At 72.7% G+C, this 17,948-nt stretch carries 13 protein-coding genes; 8 read left to right on the plus strand and 5 right to left on the minus strand.

Features of this window, described 5'->3' with window-relative positions; translation table 11 throughout:
• Nucleotides 1-62 precede the first annotated feature (62 nt).
• The 3 genes from V1258_RS05145 to V1258_RS05155 form a co-directional block, all read right to left on the minus strand.
• Entirely contained in the window at nt 63-1,439 is a 1,377-nt protein-coding gene (locus tag V1258_RS05145) for an ABC transporter substrate-binding protein (RefSeq protein WP_329748659.1), read from the minus strand.
• A gap of 146 nt (nt 1,440-1,585) precedes the next feature.
• Entirely contained in the window at nt 1,586-2,464 is an 879-nt protein-coding gene (locus V1258_RS05150) for a carbohydrate ABC transporter permease (RefSeq protein ID WP_329748660.1), read from the minus strand.
• A gap of 13 nt (nt 2,465-2,477) precedes the next feature.
• A complete protein-coding gene (locus tag V1258_RS05155) occupies nt 2,478-3,341 on the minus strand; it encodes a carbohydrate ABC transporter permease (RefSeq protein WP_329748661.1) in 864 nt (287 codons plus the stop codon).
• A gap of 315 nt (nt 3,342-3,656) precedes the next feature.
• Here V1258_RS05155 and V1258_RS05160 point away from each other — a divergent pair, with 315 nt between their 5' ends.
• Both V1258_RS05160 and V1258_RS05165 read left to right on the plus strand, forming a co-directional pair.
• Complete coding sequence (locus V1258_RS05160; RefSeq protein ID WP_329748662.1) at nt 3,657-5,936, plus strand: NAD(+) synthase; 2,280 nt, start codon at nt 3,657-3,659, stop codon at nt 5,934-5,936.
• A 293-nt stretch (nt 5,937-6,229) separates the two neighbouring features.
• Nucleotides 6,230-7,171, plus strand: coding sequence for a macrolide 2'-phosphotransferase (locus V1258_RS05165; protein ID WP_329748663.1), 942 nt, complete (start codon nt 6,230-6,232; stop codon nt 7,169-7,171).
• Between the two features lie 80 nt (nt 7,172-7,251).
• Here the strand turns inward: V1258_RS05165 and V1258_RS05170 are convergent, their stop codons facing one another.
• Nucleotides 7,252-8,307, minus strand: a complete 1,056-nt coding sequence (locus V1258_RS05170; RefSeq protein ID WP_329748664.1) for a hypothetical protein — start codon at nt 8,305-8,307, stop codon at nt 7,252-7,254.
• A 454-nt stretch (nt 8,308-8,761) separates the two neighbouring features.
• Here V1258_RS05170 and V1258_RS05175 point away from each other — a divergent pair, with 454 nt between their 5' ends.
• The 4 genes from V1258_RS05175 (at nt 8,762) to V1258_RS05190 (ending at nt 13,385) form a co-directional block, all read left to right on the plus strand.
• Entirely contained in the window at nt 8,762-10,129 is a 1,368-nt protein-coding gene (locus V1258_RS05175) for an aspartate kinase (RefSeq protein ID WP_329748665.1), read from the plus strand.
• A 41-nt stretch (nt 10,130-10,170) separates the two neighbouring features.
• Nucleotides 10,171-11,244 carry an aspartate-semialdehyde dehydrogenase gene (locus V1258_RS05180; RefSeq protein ID WP_329748735.1) on the plus strand — a complete coding sequence of 358 codons (1,074 nt, stop codon included), beginning with the start codon at nt 10,171-10,173 and terminating at the stop codon, nt 11,242-11,244.
• A gap of 432 nt (nt 11,245-11,676) precedes the next feature.
• Complete coding sequence (locus V1258_RS05185; RefSeq protein WP_329748666.1) at nt 11,677-12,102, plus strand: PRC-barrel domain-containing protein; 426 nt, start codon at nt 11,677-11,679, stop codon at nt 12,100-12,102.
• Nucleotides 12,099-13,385: a glycosyltransferase family 4 protein gene (locus V1258_RS05190; protein WP_329748667.1), complete on the plus strand. Its 1,287-nt coding sequence runs from the start codon at nt 12,099-12,101 to the stop codon at nt 13,383-13,385. Before V1258_RS05185 ends, V1258_RS05190 begins: the two co-directional genes overlap by 4 nt.
• Before the next feature lie 18 nt (nt 13,386-13,403).
• Here the strand turns inward: V1258_RS05190 and V1258_RS05195 are convergent, their stop codons facing one another.
• Nucleotides 13,404-15,596, minus strand: a complete 2,193-nt coding sequence (locus tag V1258_RS05195; RefSeq protein ID WP_329748668.1) for a potassium transporter Kup — start codon at nt 15,594-15,596, stop codon at nt 13,404-13,406.
• A 153-nt stretch (nt 15,597-15,749) separates the two neighbouring features.
• Between V1258_RS05195 and V1258_RS05200 the strand changes: the two genes are divergently transcribed.
• Together V1258_RS05200 and V1258_RS05205 are read left to right on the plus strand one after the other, a co-directional pair.
• A complete protein-coding gene (locus V1258_RS05200; protein ID WP_329748669.1) occupies nt 15,750-16,550 on the plus strand; it encodes a sugar phosphate nucleotidyltransferase in 801 nt (266 codons plus the stop codon).
• Nucleotides 16,547-17,800, plus strand: a complete 1,254-nt coding sequence (locus V1258_RS05205; protein WP_329748670.1) for a galactokinase family protein — start codon at nt 16,547-16,549, stop codon at nt 17,798-17,800. Before V1258_RS05200 ends, V1258_RS05205 begins: the two co-directional genes overlap by 4 nt.
• Nucleotides 17,801-17,948: the final 148 nt, after the last annotated feature.

Raw genomic sequence — 17,948 nt, forward strand, 5'->3', positions numbered from 1 at the left:
GGATGGAGCCGGCTCGGGGAGGAGCCGACTCGGGACGCCGCCGCCGACGGCCGCCCGTCGGCTCAGCCGGCCATCGCCGCGTTGCCCTCCTCCTGAGCCTGCGGGATGCCCTCCTCCGCGGTGAGCCGGCCGATGAAGACCTCCTGGAAGATCGGGATCGCGGCGGTCAGGCCGGCGTTCGCGCGCGCCCCGGTGTCCGCCTCCGCGGCGTTCTTCGCGGCCTCGACGAACACGCTCACGTCCACGCCCTTGCCCTCCCAGAACGCGATGAAGGCGTCCTGCGCCTCGACATGGCCGGGGAAGGACACGCCCTTCTCGGCGAGCGGCAGCTGCCCCTCCTTCGACCCGAGCCAGGTGAGCAGCTCGGCGATGCCCTCCTGCCGGGCCTCGTCGGCCTTCGCGTTTCCGGCGGCGACCACGCCGTGGACCAGCGACTTCGGGCCCGCCGGACCGGCGACCGGCGCGGCGAGCGACCACTCGAAGGAGTCCGCGACGCCCTCGGAGATCGCCAGCAGGTTGTACGGGCCGGACTGGAACAGGCCGAGCTTGCCCTGGGTGAACAGGTCGCGGGTGAAGTCACCGTTCTCGTTGGTGTCCGCGGCGCTCGGGGCGACGTTCTCGACGTTGATCAGGTCGGCCATGTACTGGAACGCGGCGATGCCCTCGGGGGAGGCGAAGGTGTACTGGTCCTCGCTCTGCCACTCGGCGCCGTTCGCGGCCAGCATCGGGCCGATGATCGCCTGCCGGTCCGCCTGCGAGTTGAACCCGAACTGTGCGCGGGTGTCCGGGTCGAAGCCGTCCTCGCCCGGGTGCAGGCCCGCACCGTCCACGGTCAGCGCGCGGGCCGCGTCCCGCAGCGAGTCGGTCGCGGCGGCCGGGTCGAAGGCGAGGGCCGACGGGTCCACCCCCGCCTCCTCCAGCAGCGCCGCGTTGTAGAACAGCGCGATCGAGTCCCAGATCTGGGGCACGCCCCAGAGCCCGCCGTCGCGCGTGTACAGCTCGACCACGGACGGCTCCCACTGGGCGGCGCCGTCGGGGATGACCTCGTTGATGTCGAGGAGGGCGTCGGAGTCCTTGAGCTGGATGTAGTTCGCGGAGTTCAGCCAGTAGACGTCGGCCGCGTCGCCGCTCGCGATGTCGAGGGGCAGCTGCGTCCAGTAGTCCGCCCACGGCACCACGTCGATGCTCACGTTCCAGCCGCTGGCCTCGGTGAACGCCGCGAACGACTCCTCATAGGCGGGCACCGCGTTCTGGTCCCAGAGGCGGAAGGTCAGCGTGCCCTGGTCGCCCCCGGTGCTCCCCCCGGCATCACTCGCGGAGCCATCGCCGCCCGAGCCTGAGCCCGAGCCGCCCGTGGGCGAGCAGGCCGCGGCGGTGGTCAGGAGGCCGGCGGCGGCGAGGGAGGAGAGGACGGTGCGGCGGGTGATGCGGCGAAGCATGGGGTTCCTTCCGGACGCGGATCCGCCCCGGGAGGTGAGGCCCCGGGGGATCCTCCCAGTATCCCCGCATCCGTTGCCCGACGGGGGAGGGGTATGAACGCGAGTGGCGCGGCGCCGCCCGCCCCGCCCCCGACCCCGCGCCCCGCCTACCGCAGCGTCGCGTCGCCGATCGAGCGGGTGATCTGCTTCTGGAACACCACCATGAGCAGCACGAGCGGCAGCATCGCCAGTGTCGTCCCGGCCATGACCAGGGTCCAGTTGTTGTTGTACTGCGACTGCAGCGCGGAGGTGGCGACGGTGAGGGTCTGCCATTGCGGCCCCGAGGTGATGACCATCGGCCACATGAAGCTGTTCCAGTGCGTGACCACCGTGATCAGCACGAGCGTGACGATGATCGGCCGGTTCAGCGGGACCACGAGGTGCCACAGCAGCCGCAGCGTCCCCGCGCCGTCGATCCGCATCGCGTCCATCAGCTCGGTCGGGACGCCGCGGAAGTTCTCCCGCAGCAGGAAGATCGCGTACGGGGAGCCGAGCACGAAGGGCAGGACGAGCGCCCAGAAGGTGTTGCGCAGACCCAGCTCGCTGAGCATCAGGTACAGCGGCACCACGACCACCACCTGCGGCACCATCAGCGTCGCGATATACACCCAGAACAGCAGGTCACGGCCGGGGAACCGGAGCTGGGCGAAGGCATAGGCGGCGAGCACCGAGAACACCATCTGGCCCACCAGGATCACGGCGACCATCTGCACGGTCACCGCCACCGGGGTGACGAAGCCGTCGGAGGTGGAGGTCGGCGTGAACAGGGCGACGACGTTGTCGAGCACCGGCGGCGCCGGGATCGACAGCGGCCCCTGCTGCGCGAACTGCTGCGTGGAGGTGAGCGCGGTCATCACCGAGAACAGGAAGGGGCCGAGGGTCAGCGCCGCGGCGACGGCGAGCACGAGGTAGGTGGCGGCGCTGCCGAGGAGGCGGCGTCCCAGGGCGGTGGCGCTCCGGGGCCGACGGGCGAAGTGGGCAGTCATCTCGCTCCTCCTCTCAGCTCATGTCGTAGGTGATGCGGCGGGAGAACCACCGCTGCTGGACCAGCGTGATCGCCACCAGCAGTAGGAACAGGATCACGGCGATCGCGCTCGCGCGGCCGAGTCGGCTCGAGACGAAGGCCTCCTGGTAGATCAGCGAGGCGATCACCTCGGTCCGGTGCTGCGGACCGCCGCCGGTCAGCGCGAACACCGTGTCGAACACCTGGAAGCTCGCGACCACCTGGGTGACGGCGAGGAAGAACGTGGTGGGCCGCAGCAGCGGGATCGTCATGTGCCACAGCTGCTGCGCCGGACCCGCCCCGTCCAGGCGCGCCGCCTCGTAGATCGAGCCGGGGATCCGCGAGAGCCCGGCCTGGAAGAACAGCGAGATGTAGCCGACGTTCTGCCAGATCGCCACGAAGGCGACCGCGGGCAGCGCGAGCGAGGGATCGGTCAGCCACTCGATGCGCACCCCGAGGATCTGGTTCAGCGCGCCGACCGACGGCTGGAAGATCCACTTCCACACCACGCCCAGGGCCAGCGGCGCGCACACCCACGGGATCACCACGATCACCCGCACGATCGCCGATCCCGGCAGCGCCCGGACCAGCTGCGTGGCCAGCACCAGCCCGATCGCGAGGGAGACCGGCACCGAGATCAGGGTGAACAGTGCCGTGACCAGGAGCGAGTTGGCGAGCGAGCCGCTGGTGAGCAGCGCCGCGTAGTTCTCGAGGCCGACGAACTCCCGCGAGCCCAGCAGGTCCCAGCGGAACAGCGAGACGAGGAACGCGAGCAGCACCGGCAGGATGAGGAAGGCCGTGACACCGATGAGGCTGGGGGCGATCAGGAGCCAGCCCAGAAGGGGTCGTCGGGAGTTCATCGATTCGCCCTCCTGCCTGCGCTGTCACGGTGATGCACCGGCCCAAGCTACCGCAGCGGGGCGGGGGAGCTGCGCCAGAGGGAACGGGGTGTGGGCTGGGCGTCAGAGGGAGGAGCGGTCAGGGCTGTCCATGAAAGGGCTCTGAGCGGCACGAGACCTGCATATGACAGGCCTCGTGCCGCTGACGTCCCTTTGGCGGACACGGGGCCGACCCGCTCTCGACGCCCCGCCCCACCCGACGCCCTGCCCTCCCCGCGACGCCCTGCCCTCCGCGACACCCTGCCCGCCGCGACGCCCTCCACTACTCTCGGCACCATGAGCGCAGCGACCCAGCCCACCGGCCCCTCCGCAGCCGCCGACCCCGTCGACCATCCCCACGCCTCGGTCTACGACCACGGCTTCGTGCGCGTCGCCGCGGTGACGCTGCCGGTGGCGCTCGCCGACCCGGCCACGAATGCCGAGCGCCACCTCGAGGTGCTGCGCGACCTGCACGACCAGCAGGTCGGGATCGCGGTCTTCCCCGAGCTGTCGCTGACGGGATACTCGCTGGACGATCTGGTCATGCAGGAGCCGCTGCTGGATGCGGCCGAGCTGGCCGTGCTCACCGTGCTCGAGGCGAGCGAGGACCTGATGCCGATCATCGTGCTCGGTGCCCCGCTCCGCGCGAAGGACCGCTCCCGCGTCTTCAACTGCGCCGTCGTGATCCACCGGGGGCAGATCCTCGGCGTCACCCCGAAGCAGAACCTCCCCACCTACCGCGAGTTCTACGAGCGTCGCTGGTTCGCGCCCGGCGACGACGCCTGCAACGAGCAGGTGCGGCTCGGCGGACAGTTCGCCCCGCTCGCCCCGCACGGCATCATCACGGTCGAGGACGTGCCCGGGCTGAAGCTCTTCGTCGAGATCTGCGAGGACATGTGGGTGCCGATCCCGCCGTCGGCCGAGGCCGCGCTCGCCGGCGCGACCGTGATCGTGAATCTCTCGGGCTCCCCGATCACCATCGGCCGCGCCGAGGACCGCAAGCTGCTGGCCCGTTCCGCCTCCGCCCGCACCCAGAGCGCGTACGTCTACGCCGCCGCCGGCGAGGGCGAGTCGACGACGGACCTCGCCTGGGACGGGCAGACCTTCGTGTACGAGTGCGGCGACCTGCTCGGGGAGTCCGAGCGGTTCCCTCAGGGGGTGCGGCACACGATCGTCGACGTCGACCTCGACCGGATCGCCGCCGAGCGTCGTCGGCAGAACACCTTCGACGACAACCGCCGCACCCACGCCGACGCGCTCGAGAAGTACCAGACCTGGAACGAGACGAACCTGTTCGGGCCGTGGGCTCCGGCCGACCTCTGGGACGACGAGTCAGACGACGTCGACGACGACGAGGTGCCCGCGCCGATCCTGCTCGGCGGCCGACGACGCGCCGCCCAGGCCCAGCACGACGCGCGCTCTGCCGAGACCGGCGCCGAGCTGCTCGAGCTGCGGAACCCGCCCGCGACCGGGCCGCTGCGTCGGCCGCACGACCGCTTCCCCTTCGTGCCCGACGACCCGGCGCTCCTCGCCCTGGACTGCTACGAGGCGTACAACATCCAGGTCGCGGGGCTCGTGCGTCGGCTGCAGCAGATCGGCGGCGACAAGCCCGGCGGCGCGCGACCCGTCATCGGCGTCTCCGGGGGCCTCGACTCGACGCACGCCCTGATCGTCTGCGCCCGCGCGATGGACCGGCTCGGGCGCGACCGCTCCGAGATCCTCGCCTACACGATGCCGGGCTTCGCGACGACCGAGCACACCCGCTCCAACGCCGAGCTGCTCTCGCGGGCGATCGGCGCGACCTTCGAGACGATCGACATCCGCCCCGCCTCCACCCAGATGCTGAAGGACATGGGGCATCCCTTCGGGGCGGGCGAGCCGGTCTACGACGTGACCTTCGAGAACGTCCAGGCCGGGATGCGCTACGACTACCTGTTCCGCCTCGCGAACCATCACGGCGGCATCGTGGTCGGCACCGGCGACCTGTCCGAGCTGGCGCTCGGCTGGTGCACCTACGGCGTCGGCGACCACATGTCCCACTACGGCGTGAATGCGGGGGTGCCGAAGACCCTCATCCAGCACCTGATCCGCTGGGTCATCTCCGAGGGGATCTTCGACGCGGCGACCGCGGAGGTGCTGCGTGCTGTGCTCGACACCGAGATCTCGCCGGAGCTGATCCCCACCGCCCCGGGGCAGAAGGCGCAGTCCACCGAGGACTCGATCGGCCCCTACGCCCTGCACGACTTCACGCTCTACCACATGCTGCGCCGCGGCTACGGCCCGGGGAAGATCGCCTACCTCGCGCATCAGGCCTGGGGCGATCAGGCGGCGGGGGAGTGGCCCTCGGGGTACGCAAAGGCTGACCATCGCGAGTACTCGCGCGCCGAGATCAAGCACTGGCTGACCGTCTTCACGAAGCGCTTCTTCAGCAACCAGTTCAAGCGGTCCGCGCTGCCGAACGCCCCGAAGGTGCTGGCCGGCGGGTCGCTGTCGCCGCGGGGCGACTGGCGGATGCCGTCCGACGCGGCGTCGGCCGCCTGGCTCGCGGAGATCGAGCGGGACGTCCCGGAGGAGTGAGGGTGGGGGGCGGGGGGCGGGGCGCACGCTTCGCCGGGACGCCCCCGCCCGCCCGCACCCTTCCCCGCGCCGGCGCCCTTCCCCACGCCGCCCCGCGCCCTTCTCCGCGAGAACCCCCGCAGACTTGGGGGAATAGAGCCGGAATTCCCCCAAGTGTGTGGGGGTATCCGTGAGGTCCGGCTCCCAGGCCCGGCTCGCGATACCCGGTTCTTGGGGGCTTGGCGCACGAGGCGAGGGGAAGTGGCCAACGGTATTTCCTCGCGCCCGCTGCCTCCGACTGTCACGCTGGGTCGATGATCGACGCCCCGAACAACCCCGCCCCGTCGGACTACCCCACCCCGCCGTCGGACGCCGCGGGGATCTCCGCCCTCACCGCGCGGCACGGGCTCGACGTCGACCCCGCGTCGGTGCGCGTCGAGGAGCTTCGGCTCGACTTCCGGGTCGCCTTCGCCCGTGCCGCCGACGGCGAGGACTGGGTGCTGCGTATCCCCCGTCGGCCGGACGTGCTGGCACGCGCCGAGGTCGAGGCGCGTCTGCTGCGGATGGTGGGCCCCCATCTCGACGTGGCGGTGCCGGACTGGCGCGTCCACACACCGGAACTCATCGCGTACCCGCTGCTGCCCGGTCTGCCGGGTCTCGAGATGACGGCGGACGGCCAGGTCGAGTGGCGCGTGGACATGACCTCGACGGTGTATGCGGCGAGCCTCGGGGACGTCGTCGCCCAACTGCACAGCCTCGACCCCGCGGAGGCGGCGGCGACCGGCATCGACGTGCGCACCCCCGAGCAGGTCCGCGAGATCTGGCGCCGCGACCTCGAGCGCGTCGCCGCCGAGTTCCGTATCGCTCCGGAGCTGCGGGAACGCTGGGAGGCGTGGATCGGCGAGGACCGTTACTGGCCCCAGCACACCGTGCTCACCCACGGCGAGCTCTACCCGGCGCACACCCTGGTCGAGGGGGAGACCATCTCGGCCGTCCTGGACTGGACCACGGCCGCGATCGGCGACCCCGCTAAGGACCTGATGTTCCTGCAGGTCAGCGCGCCACCCGACGTGTTCGAGGTGGCGCTCGAGCGATACGTCGCTGGGGGCGGTCAGGTGTGGGACGGGCTCGCCGAGCACTGCACCGAAATGTTCTCCGCCAGCCCCCTCGGCTACGGCCTGTACGCCCTCGAGACCGGGGACGCCGACCATCGCGCCGCCGCGGCCGCCGTTCTCGACCCGCCGGCCGAGGGGTAGGTCGCGCCGCGTCCGGGCTCGTCTCCGGCAGTGCGGCTCCGACAGCGCATCACCGCCGCCGTTTCCTCACCACCTCGCCCTCACCCGTCCCGGCTCCATCCGTGCTCGCGGAGGGCCCGCTCCAGCCGGCGCACCGTGGAGCGGAAGCCGTCGGCGAGGTCGTCGGCCATGGCCTGGACCTCGATCCAGCCGTGCCGTTCCCGCTGCTCACGGCGGCGGATGTCGAAGCGATGCTGTTCCCTGCGGCGGTGATGCGCGCCGTCGTACTCGAGGCAGACCCTCCACCGGGGCCACGACAGATCCGGCTCCCCGAGGCCCACGCCGTCTTCGACGATCTCCCGGTTCAGCTCCGCCTCGGGGATCCCCGCACGTCCGAGGGCGAGGCGCGCGGTGGTCTCCGCCGCGGAGTCGGCGCCGACCCGGCTCAGCGCCAGCGCCTCCCGCAGGCGAGGTCGGCCCCGACCGGGATGCTCCTCGACCGCCTCGGCGAGCTGCTCGAGAGTCGCATAGGGGTCACTCCGGTTCTCGGCCCAGGACCGTGGCCGGCGGACGAGATGGTCGGCGACCGCCACCAGCTCCTCACGGCGCAGCTCCGTCCCGAGGTCGAGCCAGGTCCGCACGCGGTCGGTCAGGCGCAGATCGCCGACGGTGAGGATCTGCTCTGCCGGGAGCGTCTGCTCGCGCCAGCGGATGAACGAGTGATCCCGCCGCGTGCGCTGGGAGGTCAGATGGAGCATCGGGGCGCCGGGTTCCGCGGTGGCGACGTACGTGGGACTCGGGGTGGATGCGCGCGGGAGGCCGGAGTCGGCGCCGGCGCTCAGGATGTATCCGGCTTTCGGCGCGCTGGAACCGCCGGCGGCAGGTCGAGGCGGTGCGACCCACGACGGCAGGGGGAGGCCCAGGAGGCGGGCGGCGCTGAACCCACTCACGACGGCGTCGGGATCGGTACGCGTGATCGCGGTGAGCACCGCGCGCTCCGACAGGTCGACGTCGGCCACCGCGTACAGCCCGTAGGCCAGGCGGCGGATGTCCTGCGCGCGGAGTCGATCGGTGCTCACCCCCACCGCGCGCGCCTCGGAGGCGGTGAAGACGGGGCGGGGGAGAGCGGGCGGGATCGGGGAGGGTCGGCGAGGCATGACCACAGGGTGTCCCCGTGGGCGCTCGCTGCCCCGGGACGGTACACAACGCCGAGGTCAGCGGCGTGGGCGACCGTTCCTCCCCAGGGCATCGGCGGCCCCAGAGGCACAGAGCCCCAGGGCAAGGCGCGGCGCAGGCGGACCCCGAGAACTTCCGCAGACATGGGGGAATGGGGCGCGTATTCCTCCATGTTCGTGGGGGTAACGGGGTCGGGGCTGAGGACGGTGCCGCCCCGGCCGCCCCGGCCGCCCCACACACCCCGCCCACCCCACGTGCGCCACGTCACCCTGCGAATCCACCCCTGACCTGCATTCCCGTCTCGCCACGCGGCCCGAGCCGCCGTCGGCCGCGGGGCCCCTCGTAGACTGGCCGCCACCGTCGGCCGTGCCTGCGCCCCCGCGCGCGCGACCCTCGCGCCCCCACCCGTCTCGCCCACCCGAAGGAACGCGCCCCATGAGCCTGGTCGTCCAGAAGTTCGGAGGATCCTCCGTTGCAGACGCCGCCTCGATCAAGCGCGTCGCGGACCGGATCGCGAAGTACTCCAAGGCGGGCCATCAGGTGGTCGTGGTGGTCTCGGCGATGGGCGACACCACCGATGAGCTGATCGATCTCGCGGAGCAGGTCACGCCCGCCCCGCCGGCCCGCGAGCTGGACATGCTCCTGACCGCGGGGGAGCGGATCTCGATGGCGGTGCTGTCGATGGCGCTGAACGCCGACGGCGTCGACGCCCGCGCCTACACCGGATCGCAGGCGGGCGTGATCACCGACGAGGTGCACGGCCGCGCCCACATCCTCAAGGTCACGCCCGGACGCATCCGGGACGCGCTCGAGGCGGGGTCGGTCGCGATCGTCGCCGGCTTCCAGGGCGTCTCGCAGACCACGAAGGACATCACCACGCTGGGCCGCGGCGGCTCGGACACCACCGCGGTCGCGCTCGCGGCGGCGCTCGAGGCCGACGTCTGCGAGATCTACTCCGACGTCGACGGGGTGTTCACGGCGGATCCGCGCATCGTGCCGTCGGCCCGCCGCGTGCCGCTGATCTCGTGCGAGGAGATGCTGGACCTCGCCGCGAACGGCGCGAAGATCCTCATGGTCCGCAGCGTCGAGTACGCGCGCCGCTACGGCGTGCCGCTGCACGTGCGCTCCTCGTACTCGGGGCGCCTGGGCACGATCGTCTCCGACGATCCCGAGCGCGTGATCCCCATCGACCCCGACGTCACCGTCCGCACCGCCGACGTCGTCCGCCGCGACGCCGCCGATCCGAGCAAGGAGCTCCCCATGGACTTCGTCCCCGCCCCGGGCCTCGAGGCCCCGATCATCTCCGGCGTCGCGCACGACCGCAGCCAGGGCAAGATCACCGTCGTCGAGGTGCCGGACTCGCCGGGCAAGGCCGCGCTGCTGTTCGACGTGGTCGCCGCGACCGGCGCGAACATCGACATGATCGTGCAGAACACCTCGACGACCGACGACACGGTCGCGATCTCGCTGACCCTCCCGGAGTCCGACGCTCCCGCCGCGCTCGCCGCGATCGAGGCCGCCCACGAGGCGATCGGCTACTCGGAGGTCCGCTACGACGACCAGATCGGCAAGGTCAGCATCGTCGGCGCGGGCATGAAGTCGCATCCGGGGGTGTCGGCGACCCTGTTCCGCTCCCTCGGCGAGGCGGGCATCAACATCGACATGATCTCGACCTCGGAGATCCGCCTCTCGGTGGTCACCGACGTGTCGCGCCTGGACGACGCGGTGCGGGTGATCCACTCCGCGTTCGGCCTCGACGCCGAGCAGACCGAGGCCGTGGTGTACGGAGGGACCGGACGATGACCGAGCAGAACACACCGCTCTTCCCCGCCCTCGCGGTGGACATGGGGCGCAGCCCCGGATTCACCCCTGACGGCCCCGTGATCGCGGTCGTCGGCGCGACGGGCCAGGTGGGCCGCGTGATGCTGGCCCTCCTCGCCGACCGCGCCGTCCCCCACCGCGACGTGCGCGTGTTCGCGAGCGCCCGCAGCGCCGGGACGACCGTGCAGTACGCCGGCCTGCCGCTGACGGTCGAGGACGCCGAGACCGCGGACATCACGTCCGACGGGAAGCGCGTCGACGTCGCGATCTTCTCCGCCGGCGGCTCGACCTCCAAGGCTCTCGCCCCTCGCTTCGCCGAGGCCGGCGCGACCGTGGTCGACAACTCCTCCGCCTGGCGCCGCGACGAGCAGGTCCCGCTGGTGGTCGCCGAGGTGAACCCGCAGGCCATCGAGTCCGCACCCCGCGGCATCATCGCGAACCCGAACTGCACCACGATGGCCGCGATGCCCGCGCTCAAGGCGCTGCACGACGAGGCGGGACTCGCCCGGCTGAAGGTCTCCACCTACCAGGCGGTGTCCGGCTCGGGCGTCGCCGGGGTCGCGGAGCTCGCCGGGCAGGTGCGCGCCGGGACCGACGAGATGGAGAAGCTCGCGCTGGACGGCTCGGCGGTCTCCCTCGGGGAGCCCTCGACCTATGTCGCGCCGATCGCCTTCAACGTCCTGGCCATGGCCGGCAACCTGGTCGACGACGGCTCCGGGGAGACCGACGAGGAGCAGAAGCTCCGCAACGAGTCCCGCAAGATCCTCGGCCTGCCGGACCTGCCCGTCGCCGGGACCTGCGTGCGGGTGCCGGTGATGACCGGCCACGCGCTGTCGATCCACGCCGAGTTCGACCGTCCGATCTCGCCGCAGCGCGCGGAGGAGATCGTCGCCGCCGCCCCGGGCGTGACCCTCGTGGACCTGCCCACTCCGCTCGACGCGGCCGGGAAGGACGGCACGTTCGTGGGGCGCATCCGCCAGGACCAGTCGGTGCCCGACGGGAAGGGCCTCGTGCTCTTCGCCGTCGCCGACAACCTGCGCAAGGGCGCCGCGCTCAACGCCATCCAGATCGCCGAGCTGATCGCCGCCCGCGCCTGAGGTGACCGGCGCGTTGGGGCAGGGCCCGCGCCGGGCCCTCTCTCGCATCCGGGCGCCCCGCTCCCGTGCGCCGACCCCCTCCCGTCCCGAGCGCCCATTTCCCGCGCTCCGACCCCCTCTCGCGCCGCGCCCTTTCGGTGACCTTTTGGTAACGGCGCAGATTTGGGGAATCCGGCGCTTTTCCCCCAAGTTTGCGGGGTTGACCAGGGCGCGGACCGTGTCGGCGGGTCCCGCGGCGCATTGTGATGGGCGGACGTGAGAAGTGTCCGAGGTGAGTAGTATGTTTCCACCGTTGCATAACACGGTTCCGCGCGCTTCGACGGGTCGGGGTCGGCGAAGGGCAGCGGCAAGGGTGAGGGGATCGAGCGTCCGTTCGCCCGGAATCACGACGACGACTTGAGAGCGCCCCGCGGCGGGACAGGAGACCAGGGCATGGCCGACTCCGTCCCCGGTGTGTCCTCGTCGCCTTCCCCCTCATCCACCACCCCCGCAACCACGGATCCCCGCTGGCAGCTGCTCGCCGGGGTCGAGGTGCATGGCGCCGACGGTGCCCGCGTCGGCCGTGTCCGCGATGTCTACCTCCACGATCGCAGCGGTGACCTGGCCGCCGTCTCCGTGACCCCCCGGCACTTCAGCTCCCGCGCGATCCTGCTGCCCGCCGCGGCCCTCGCCGCGTCGACCGCGGAGATCGCCGCGCAGCTGACCCCGTCGGCCGAGCACGGACCGGAGCTGCACCTGCGGCTCGACAGCACCGCCGCCCGCGCGGGGATCCGCCCGCCCGCCCTCGGCCATGCCGACCCGGCGACCCTCCAGGAGGCGGCCCGCGCCCTGGGCCTCGAGGAGGCCGCCGCCGGATGAGGATCCTGCTGCTCTCCCACTACTACGCCCCCGAGTTCGGCGCCCCGCAGCGCCGCTGGTCGGCGCTGGTCGAGCGCTTCCTGGCCGCGGGGCACGAGGTCACGGTCGCCACGCCGGTGCCGCACTATCCGGGAGGTTGGCCGACGGGCCAGCAGCGCCGGGACCATCGCGTCGGCGCCGTGGAGCGGGGAGCGCAGGGGGAGACGGTCCTCCGCACCGCGTATCTGCCGCATCGGGCCGACATCGGCACCCGCACCGCGGACCATGCCGTCGCGGCGGCGGACGCGCTGCGCCGGCTGCTGCCCCGCTTCGGCCGCCGCGAGCATCGCCCCGAGGTGATCGTGGCGACCGCCCCCGCGATCCCGACGCTGCTGGTGGGCCGAATCCTCTCGGTGGCCTGGGGAGTTCCGCTCGTGGTCGAGATGCGTGACGCCTGGCCGGATCTGGTCACGCATGTCGGACCGGTCGGTGCCCTGCCCGCCGAGGTGGCGCACGCTCCGCGCCGCTCGGCCGCGCGTCGAGGCGTGGACTGGGGGGTGGCGCTCGCGAAGGAGCGGGTGCATCGCGCGGTCACCGGCTGGCAGCGGTCGGCGCGCGCGGTCGTCACCACCACCGAGCTGTTCGCCGACGTCCTCCACGAGCGCGGCATCGTGGACGTGCAGGTGGTGCGGAACGGGACCGACCTCTCCGTCGTGCCGCGGCAGCGCGATCATGCGCCGGACGACCATGCGGAGCTGCGCTGCCTGTACCTCGGCAACATGGGTCGCTCCCAGGGCCTGGACACGGTGGTCCACGCCGCCGCGCGCCTGCGGGCCGAGGGGGTCCCGGTGCAGGTCAAGCTGGTCGGGCACGGGGTGGAGGCGCCGGTCCTGGCCGCGCTCGCGCATGAGCTGGGCGCGCCGGTCGAGGTGCTGCCGCGCGTCCCGCACGCCGAGGTCGACGCCCTGTACGCGTGGGCCGACTCGGTGATCGTGTCGCTGCGGGACTGGGCCCCGTTCGCGTGGACGGTCCCGTCGAAGCTGTACGAGGTGCTCGCCACGGGGCGCCACATCACGGCGCTGCTCGCGGGCGAGGCGGCCGGGGTGGTCCGCGCCGCGGGGGCGGGCGACGTGGTGCCGCCGCAGGACGAGGAGGCGCTCGTCGCGCTGTGGCGCGAGATCGCGACGGACCGCACGCGGACCGCGGTGCGGGACGGCGGCCGACGCTGGATCGCCGAGAACGCCGACGATGACGTGCTCGCCGCCCGGTACCTGGACATCCTCGAGGGCGTCGTCCGCCGCTGAGCCCCTCCGGGCTACGGGCTAGAGCACCGACTCCGCGCCCATCACGACCGTGCGCGCGGGCGGCAGGTGCAGCACCTGGGTGCGGTTCGCCGAGGCCTTCTCGAGCTGGCGGAACAGGACCCGCTGCCAGCGCGGCATGGCGTCGTCGCTGCCCGGCTCGATGCGGAAGACGGACAGGAAGTACACGGCCTGCTCGGGATCGACGATCAGCTCGGGGCAGTGCGCGGTGCAGTCCGGGGCGCAGACCGCCTCGGCCCCGGCCGCGCCGCCGACGCTGGCCGAGCCGTCCGCGCCGGCCGCGCCGCCGACGCTGGCCGCCCCACCGGCCCCGGCCCCGGCCGCCCCACCCAACCGATGCGGCGCGCCCAGCTCCTCGACCGCCGTGCGCAGCGCGGCCGGGACGTCCTGGCTGTCGTGGAAGCCGACGAGGTAGGTGACGTGCACGATCCCGTCGAAGGGGTCGCCGAGGTCGTCGACGTGGACGCGGTCATCGCGGTGCACGTGCGGGACGCCGAGATGCTTCATCGTCACGATCACGACGTGCTCGTGCAGCACCTGGTTCATCGCGACGTTGGTGCGCAGCGCGAGCGGGACGGTGGTGGGGTCGCCGTGCGGGTAGACGGCGAGGCCGGGCACGCGTCGCGCCTGCCGCGCCGGTCCGGTGACGAACTCGTGGATCGGCCCCTCCATCTCGCGGCGCCGCCCGAACATGATCCGCGAGCCGCGCTTCCAGGTGAGCATGATGCAGGTCAGTGCGGCCGCGATGACCAGCGGCAGCCAGCCGCCGGCGGGGATCTTGACGACGTTCGCGGCGAGCAGCACCAGCTCCAGACCGCCCACCACGACCGCGAGCAGCAGCACCCGCCACAGCGGCCAGCGGCGGATCTTCAGCGCGTACAGCAGGAACAGGGCGAGGACCAGGATGATCGTCGCGGTGACCGCGAGGCCGTACGCGGCGGCGAGCGCCTCGGAGCGGCGGAAGACCAGCACGAGCGCGAGCACGCCCGCGAAGAGGATCAGGTTGATCAGGCCGATGTAGATCTGTCCGCCCTGCTCGCGGTCGGTCTGCGTGACCTTCAGGCGCGGCAGCAGCGACAGCCGCGTCGCCTGCCGGGACACGGAGAACGCCCCGGAGATCACGGCCTGGGAGGCGATCACGGTGGCCGCGGCGGCGAGGCCCACGAGCGGCAGGCGCAGCGCCTCCGGCACCAGCGAGAAGAAGGGGTTCACGATCGCGGTCGGGTCGGCGAGGATCAGCGCGCCCTGCCCGAAGTAGTTGATGACCAGCGCGGGGAGCACGAGCGCGGCCCAGGCGACGAGGATCGGCCGACGTCCGAAGTGCCCCATGTCCGCGTACAGCGCCTCCGCGCCGGTGATGGTGAGGACCACGGCGCCGAGGGCGATGAAGGCGACCACCGGGCGGTCGACGACGAAGGCGAGCGCGTAGTGCGGGGAGATCGCGCGGAGGACCGACGGGTTCGCGACGATCTGCGGCAGACCCATCGCGATCAGCACCACGAACCAGGTCACCATGATCGGCCCGAAGGTGCCGCCGATGCGGCCGGTGCCCCAGCGCTGCACGGCGAACAGGCAGGTCAGCACCACGACCGCGCCGGGGATGATCACCGCGTTGGAGACGGAGCCGGTGGTCTCGATGCCCTCGAAGGCGGAGAGCACGGAGATCGCCGGGGTGATCACGGAGTCGCCGTAGAACAGCGCCGCGCCGACCACGCCGAGGACCAGCGCGACCTTCAGCTCCCGGCCCGAGCCGCGGCCCGTCAGCTTGCGGCCGATCAGCGCGGTGAGCGCGAGGATCCCGCCCTCGCCCTGGTTGTCGGCCTTCATGATCAGGCCCAGGTAGGTGACGGTGACGATGAGGATCAGGCACCACAGCACCATCGACACGACGCCCAGCACGTCCGCCTCGGTGGGGGCGACCGCGTTGTGGTGGGTCGAGAAGACGGTCTGCAACGCGTACAGCGGGCTCGTGCCGATGTCGCCGAAGACGACACCCAGCGCGCCCAGGACCAGCAGCGGCAGCGGCTTCGGCCGACGCTCGGTGCCCGAGTGGTCGAGGTTGCGGTGCGGGTGGTCGTGGTCGGGCGGGGGCGCGACGGAGGGTTCGGCGGGGTCGGACGAGTCGTCCGCGGTGGCCGACGGGTCGGCGGTGGGTTCTCCGCGGAGGGAGTCGCCCGAGGTGTGCTCTGACACGAGCGGCAATCCTGCCACCACCGCGGCCCGGCGCAAGCCCCTGGGCCCCGCACGGGCTGTCTTGTGCGTCACCAGTGCCGGCCGGGGCGTGGAGCGGAGGGAGCGGTCCGCGGCGCGGCACCGAGGATCCACCGCGCGTCTACGATGACCAGCATGATCACCACCGCCGTCGTCCTGGCCCGCGGTCTCGGCTCGCGCATGCGCGCCGCCGGCGCGTCGGCCGATGCCGCCCTCACCGACGAGCAGGCGGCCGCCGCAGCGTCCGGGCACAAGGCGCTCATGCCGATCGGCGCGCACCGCCTGATCGACTACTCCCTCAGCGCGCTCGCCGACGCGGGCATCACCCGAGCGATCCTCGTCGTCGCCCCGGAGCACGAGGACTTCACCCGGCACCTGCAGCGCGTCGCGCCGCAGCGCCTGCGGGTCGAGCTCGCCGTCCAGGCGGAGCCGCGGGGCACGGCCGACGCGGTCGCCGCGGCGCGCGAGGCCGTCGGCGGGGAGCCGTTCGTGATGGTCAATGGCGACAACCTGTATCCGACGGGCGGCGTCGGCGCGCTGCTGCAGGCCGAGGGGAACGCCCTGCTGGGCTTCGACCGGGCCGCGCTCGTCGCCGAGTCGAACATCCCTGAGGACCGCATCGCCGCCTTCGCCCTGCTCGAGGAGACGGGCGGCCGCCTCGAGGCGATCGTCGAGAAGCCCGACGCGGCGACCGTCGAGGCCGCGGGCGAGCACGCCCTCGTCTCCATGAACGCCTTCGCCTTGACCGAGGAGATCTTCGCGGCATGCGCGCGGATCGCGCCGTCGGCCCGCGGTGAGCTGGAGATCGTCGACGCGGTTCGCGAGCTCGCGCACGTGCAGGTCATCCCGTTCGCGGGCGGGGTGCTGGACCTCTCGCGTCGCGACGACATCGATGAGGTGGCGCGCCGTCTGTCCGGCGTCGAGGTCGCGCTGTGAGCTCTGCCGACGTCACCTGGCAGATGCCCGGCCGGCTCGAGGTGCTCGGCAAGCACACCGACTACGGGGGCGGCCGGGTGCTGGTCTGCGCCGTCGACCGCGGCGTCACGGTGCGCGCCGCCGTGATCGCGGGGGCCGACGGGACGATCGAGGCCACGACCGACGTCGTCGACGGCTCGCTCCGCCTGCGGGCGGGGGAGGAGGCGGGCCTGCCCGCGGGGCATTGGGGTCGGTACCTGCAGACGGTCCTGGACCGTCTGACCGCGAACTTCGGCGCGCTGCCCGCGGCCCGGCTCGAGATCACCTCGACGCTGCCGCCGGCCTCGGGCATGTCGAGCTCCTCGGCCCTGCTGACCGGCACGGCCCTCGCCCTCGCCGACCTCGCGGGAGTGCCCTCGACCGAGGCCTGGCAGGCACAGATCCCGGACCGGGTCGCGGTCGCCGGCTACGCCGCGTCGATCGAGAACGGGAAGACCTTCGGCACGCTCGCGGGACGGACGGGGGTCGGGACCTCGGGCGGCTCGCTCGACCACACGGGCATGCTCACGAGCGAGGCGGGGATGCTCTCCCTCGCCGAGTTCGATCCGATGCGGATCCTGGACCGGGTCGCGCTGCCGGAGGAGTGGAGTTTCGTCGTCGCGGTCAGCGGGGTGCTCGCGGAGAAGACGGGCGGCGCTCAGGAGGCGTACAACCGCGGCCCCGCCCTGCTCGGCGAGCTGCTCGCGCGGTGGAACCGGCGCACGCGACGGTCCGACGCCAGCCTGCAGGCCGCACTGCGGGCGCTGCTCGGGGAGGATCTCGCGGGACCGGTCGTGGTCGACGAGGAAGCGCGTCTCGCCCCGCTGCTGCTCGTGGCGGAGCCGGGGTCGGAGCGGGAGCGGCTGGAGCAGTTCGTGCGCGAGTCGGTCGAGCTGGTGCCGGCGGCGCACCGGGCGCTGCGGAACGGTGACCTGGATGCCTTCGCCGCCGCGGTGCGCACCTCGCAGCGGTACGCCGAGACGCATCTGGGGAACCAGGTGCCGGAGACGGTCGAGCTGGTGCGCCTCGCGGAGAACCTCGGCGCGCGGGCGGCGTCCGCCTTCGGGGCGGGCTTCGGGGGGAGCGTGTGGGCTCTCGTGCCGACGACGGGGGCCGACGCCTTCGCCGCCGACTGGCTCGCCCGCTATCGCGCCTCCGGCCCCGGGCAGGCGCACGACCGCGCCACGACCCTGGTCACCCGCCCCGGCCCCGCAGGGCGGCGGGTGGAGTAGGGGCGCTGGGTGGGGCGGGGTGCCCCGCTCCGTCCGCCGAGCCCGCCCCGCCTCCCACGGCTCGGCTGCCCCGTCTCCCCGCCACCTCGCGTCGAAACCCCCGCAGACTTGGGGGAATCCGCGCCGAATACCCCCAAGTCTGTGGGGG

The sequence above is a fragment of the Brachybacterium sp. J153 genome, assembly GCF_036311905.1.
In the GTDB taxonomy this organism is placed as follows: Bacteria; Actinomycetota; Actinomycetes; order Actinomycetales; family Dermabacteraceae; genus Brachybacterium.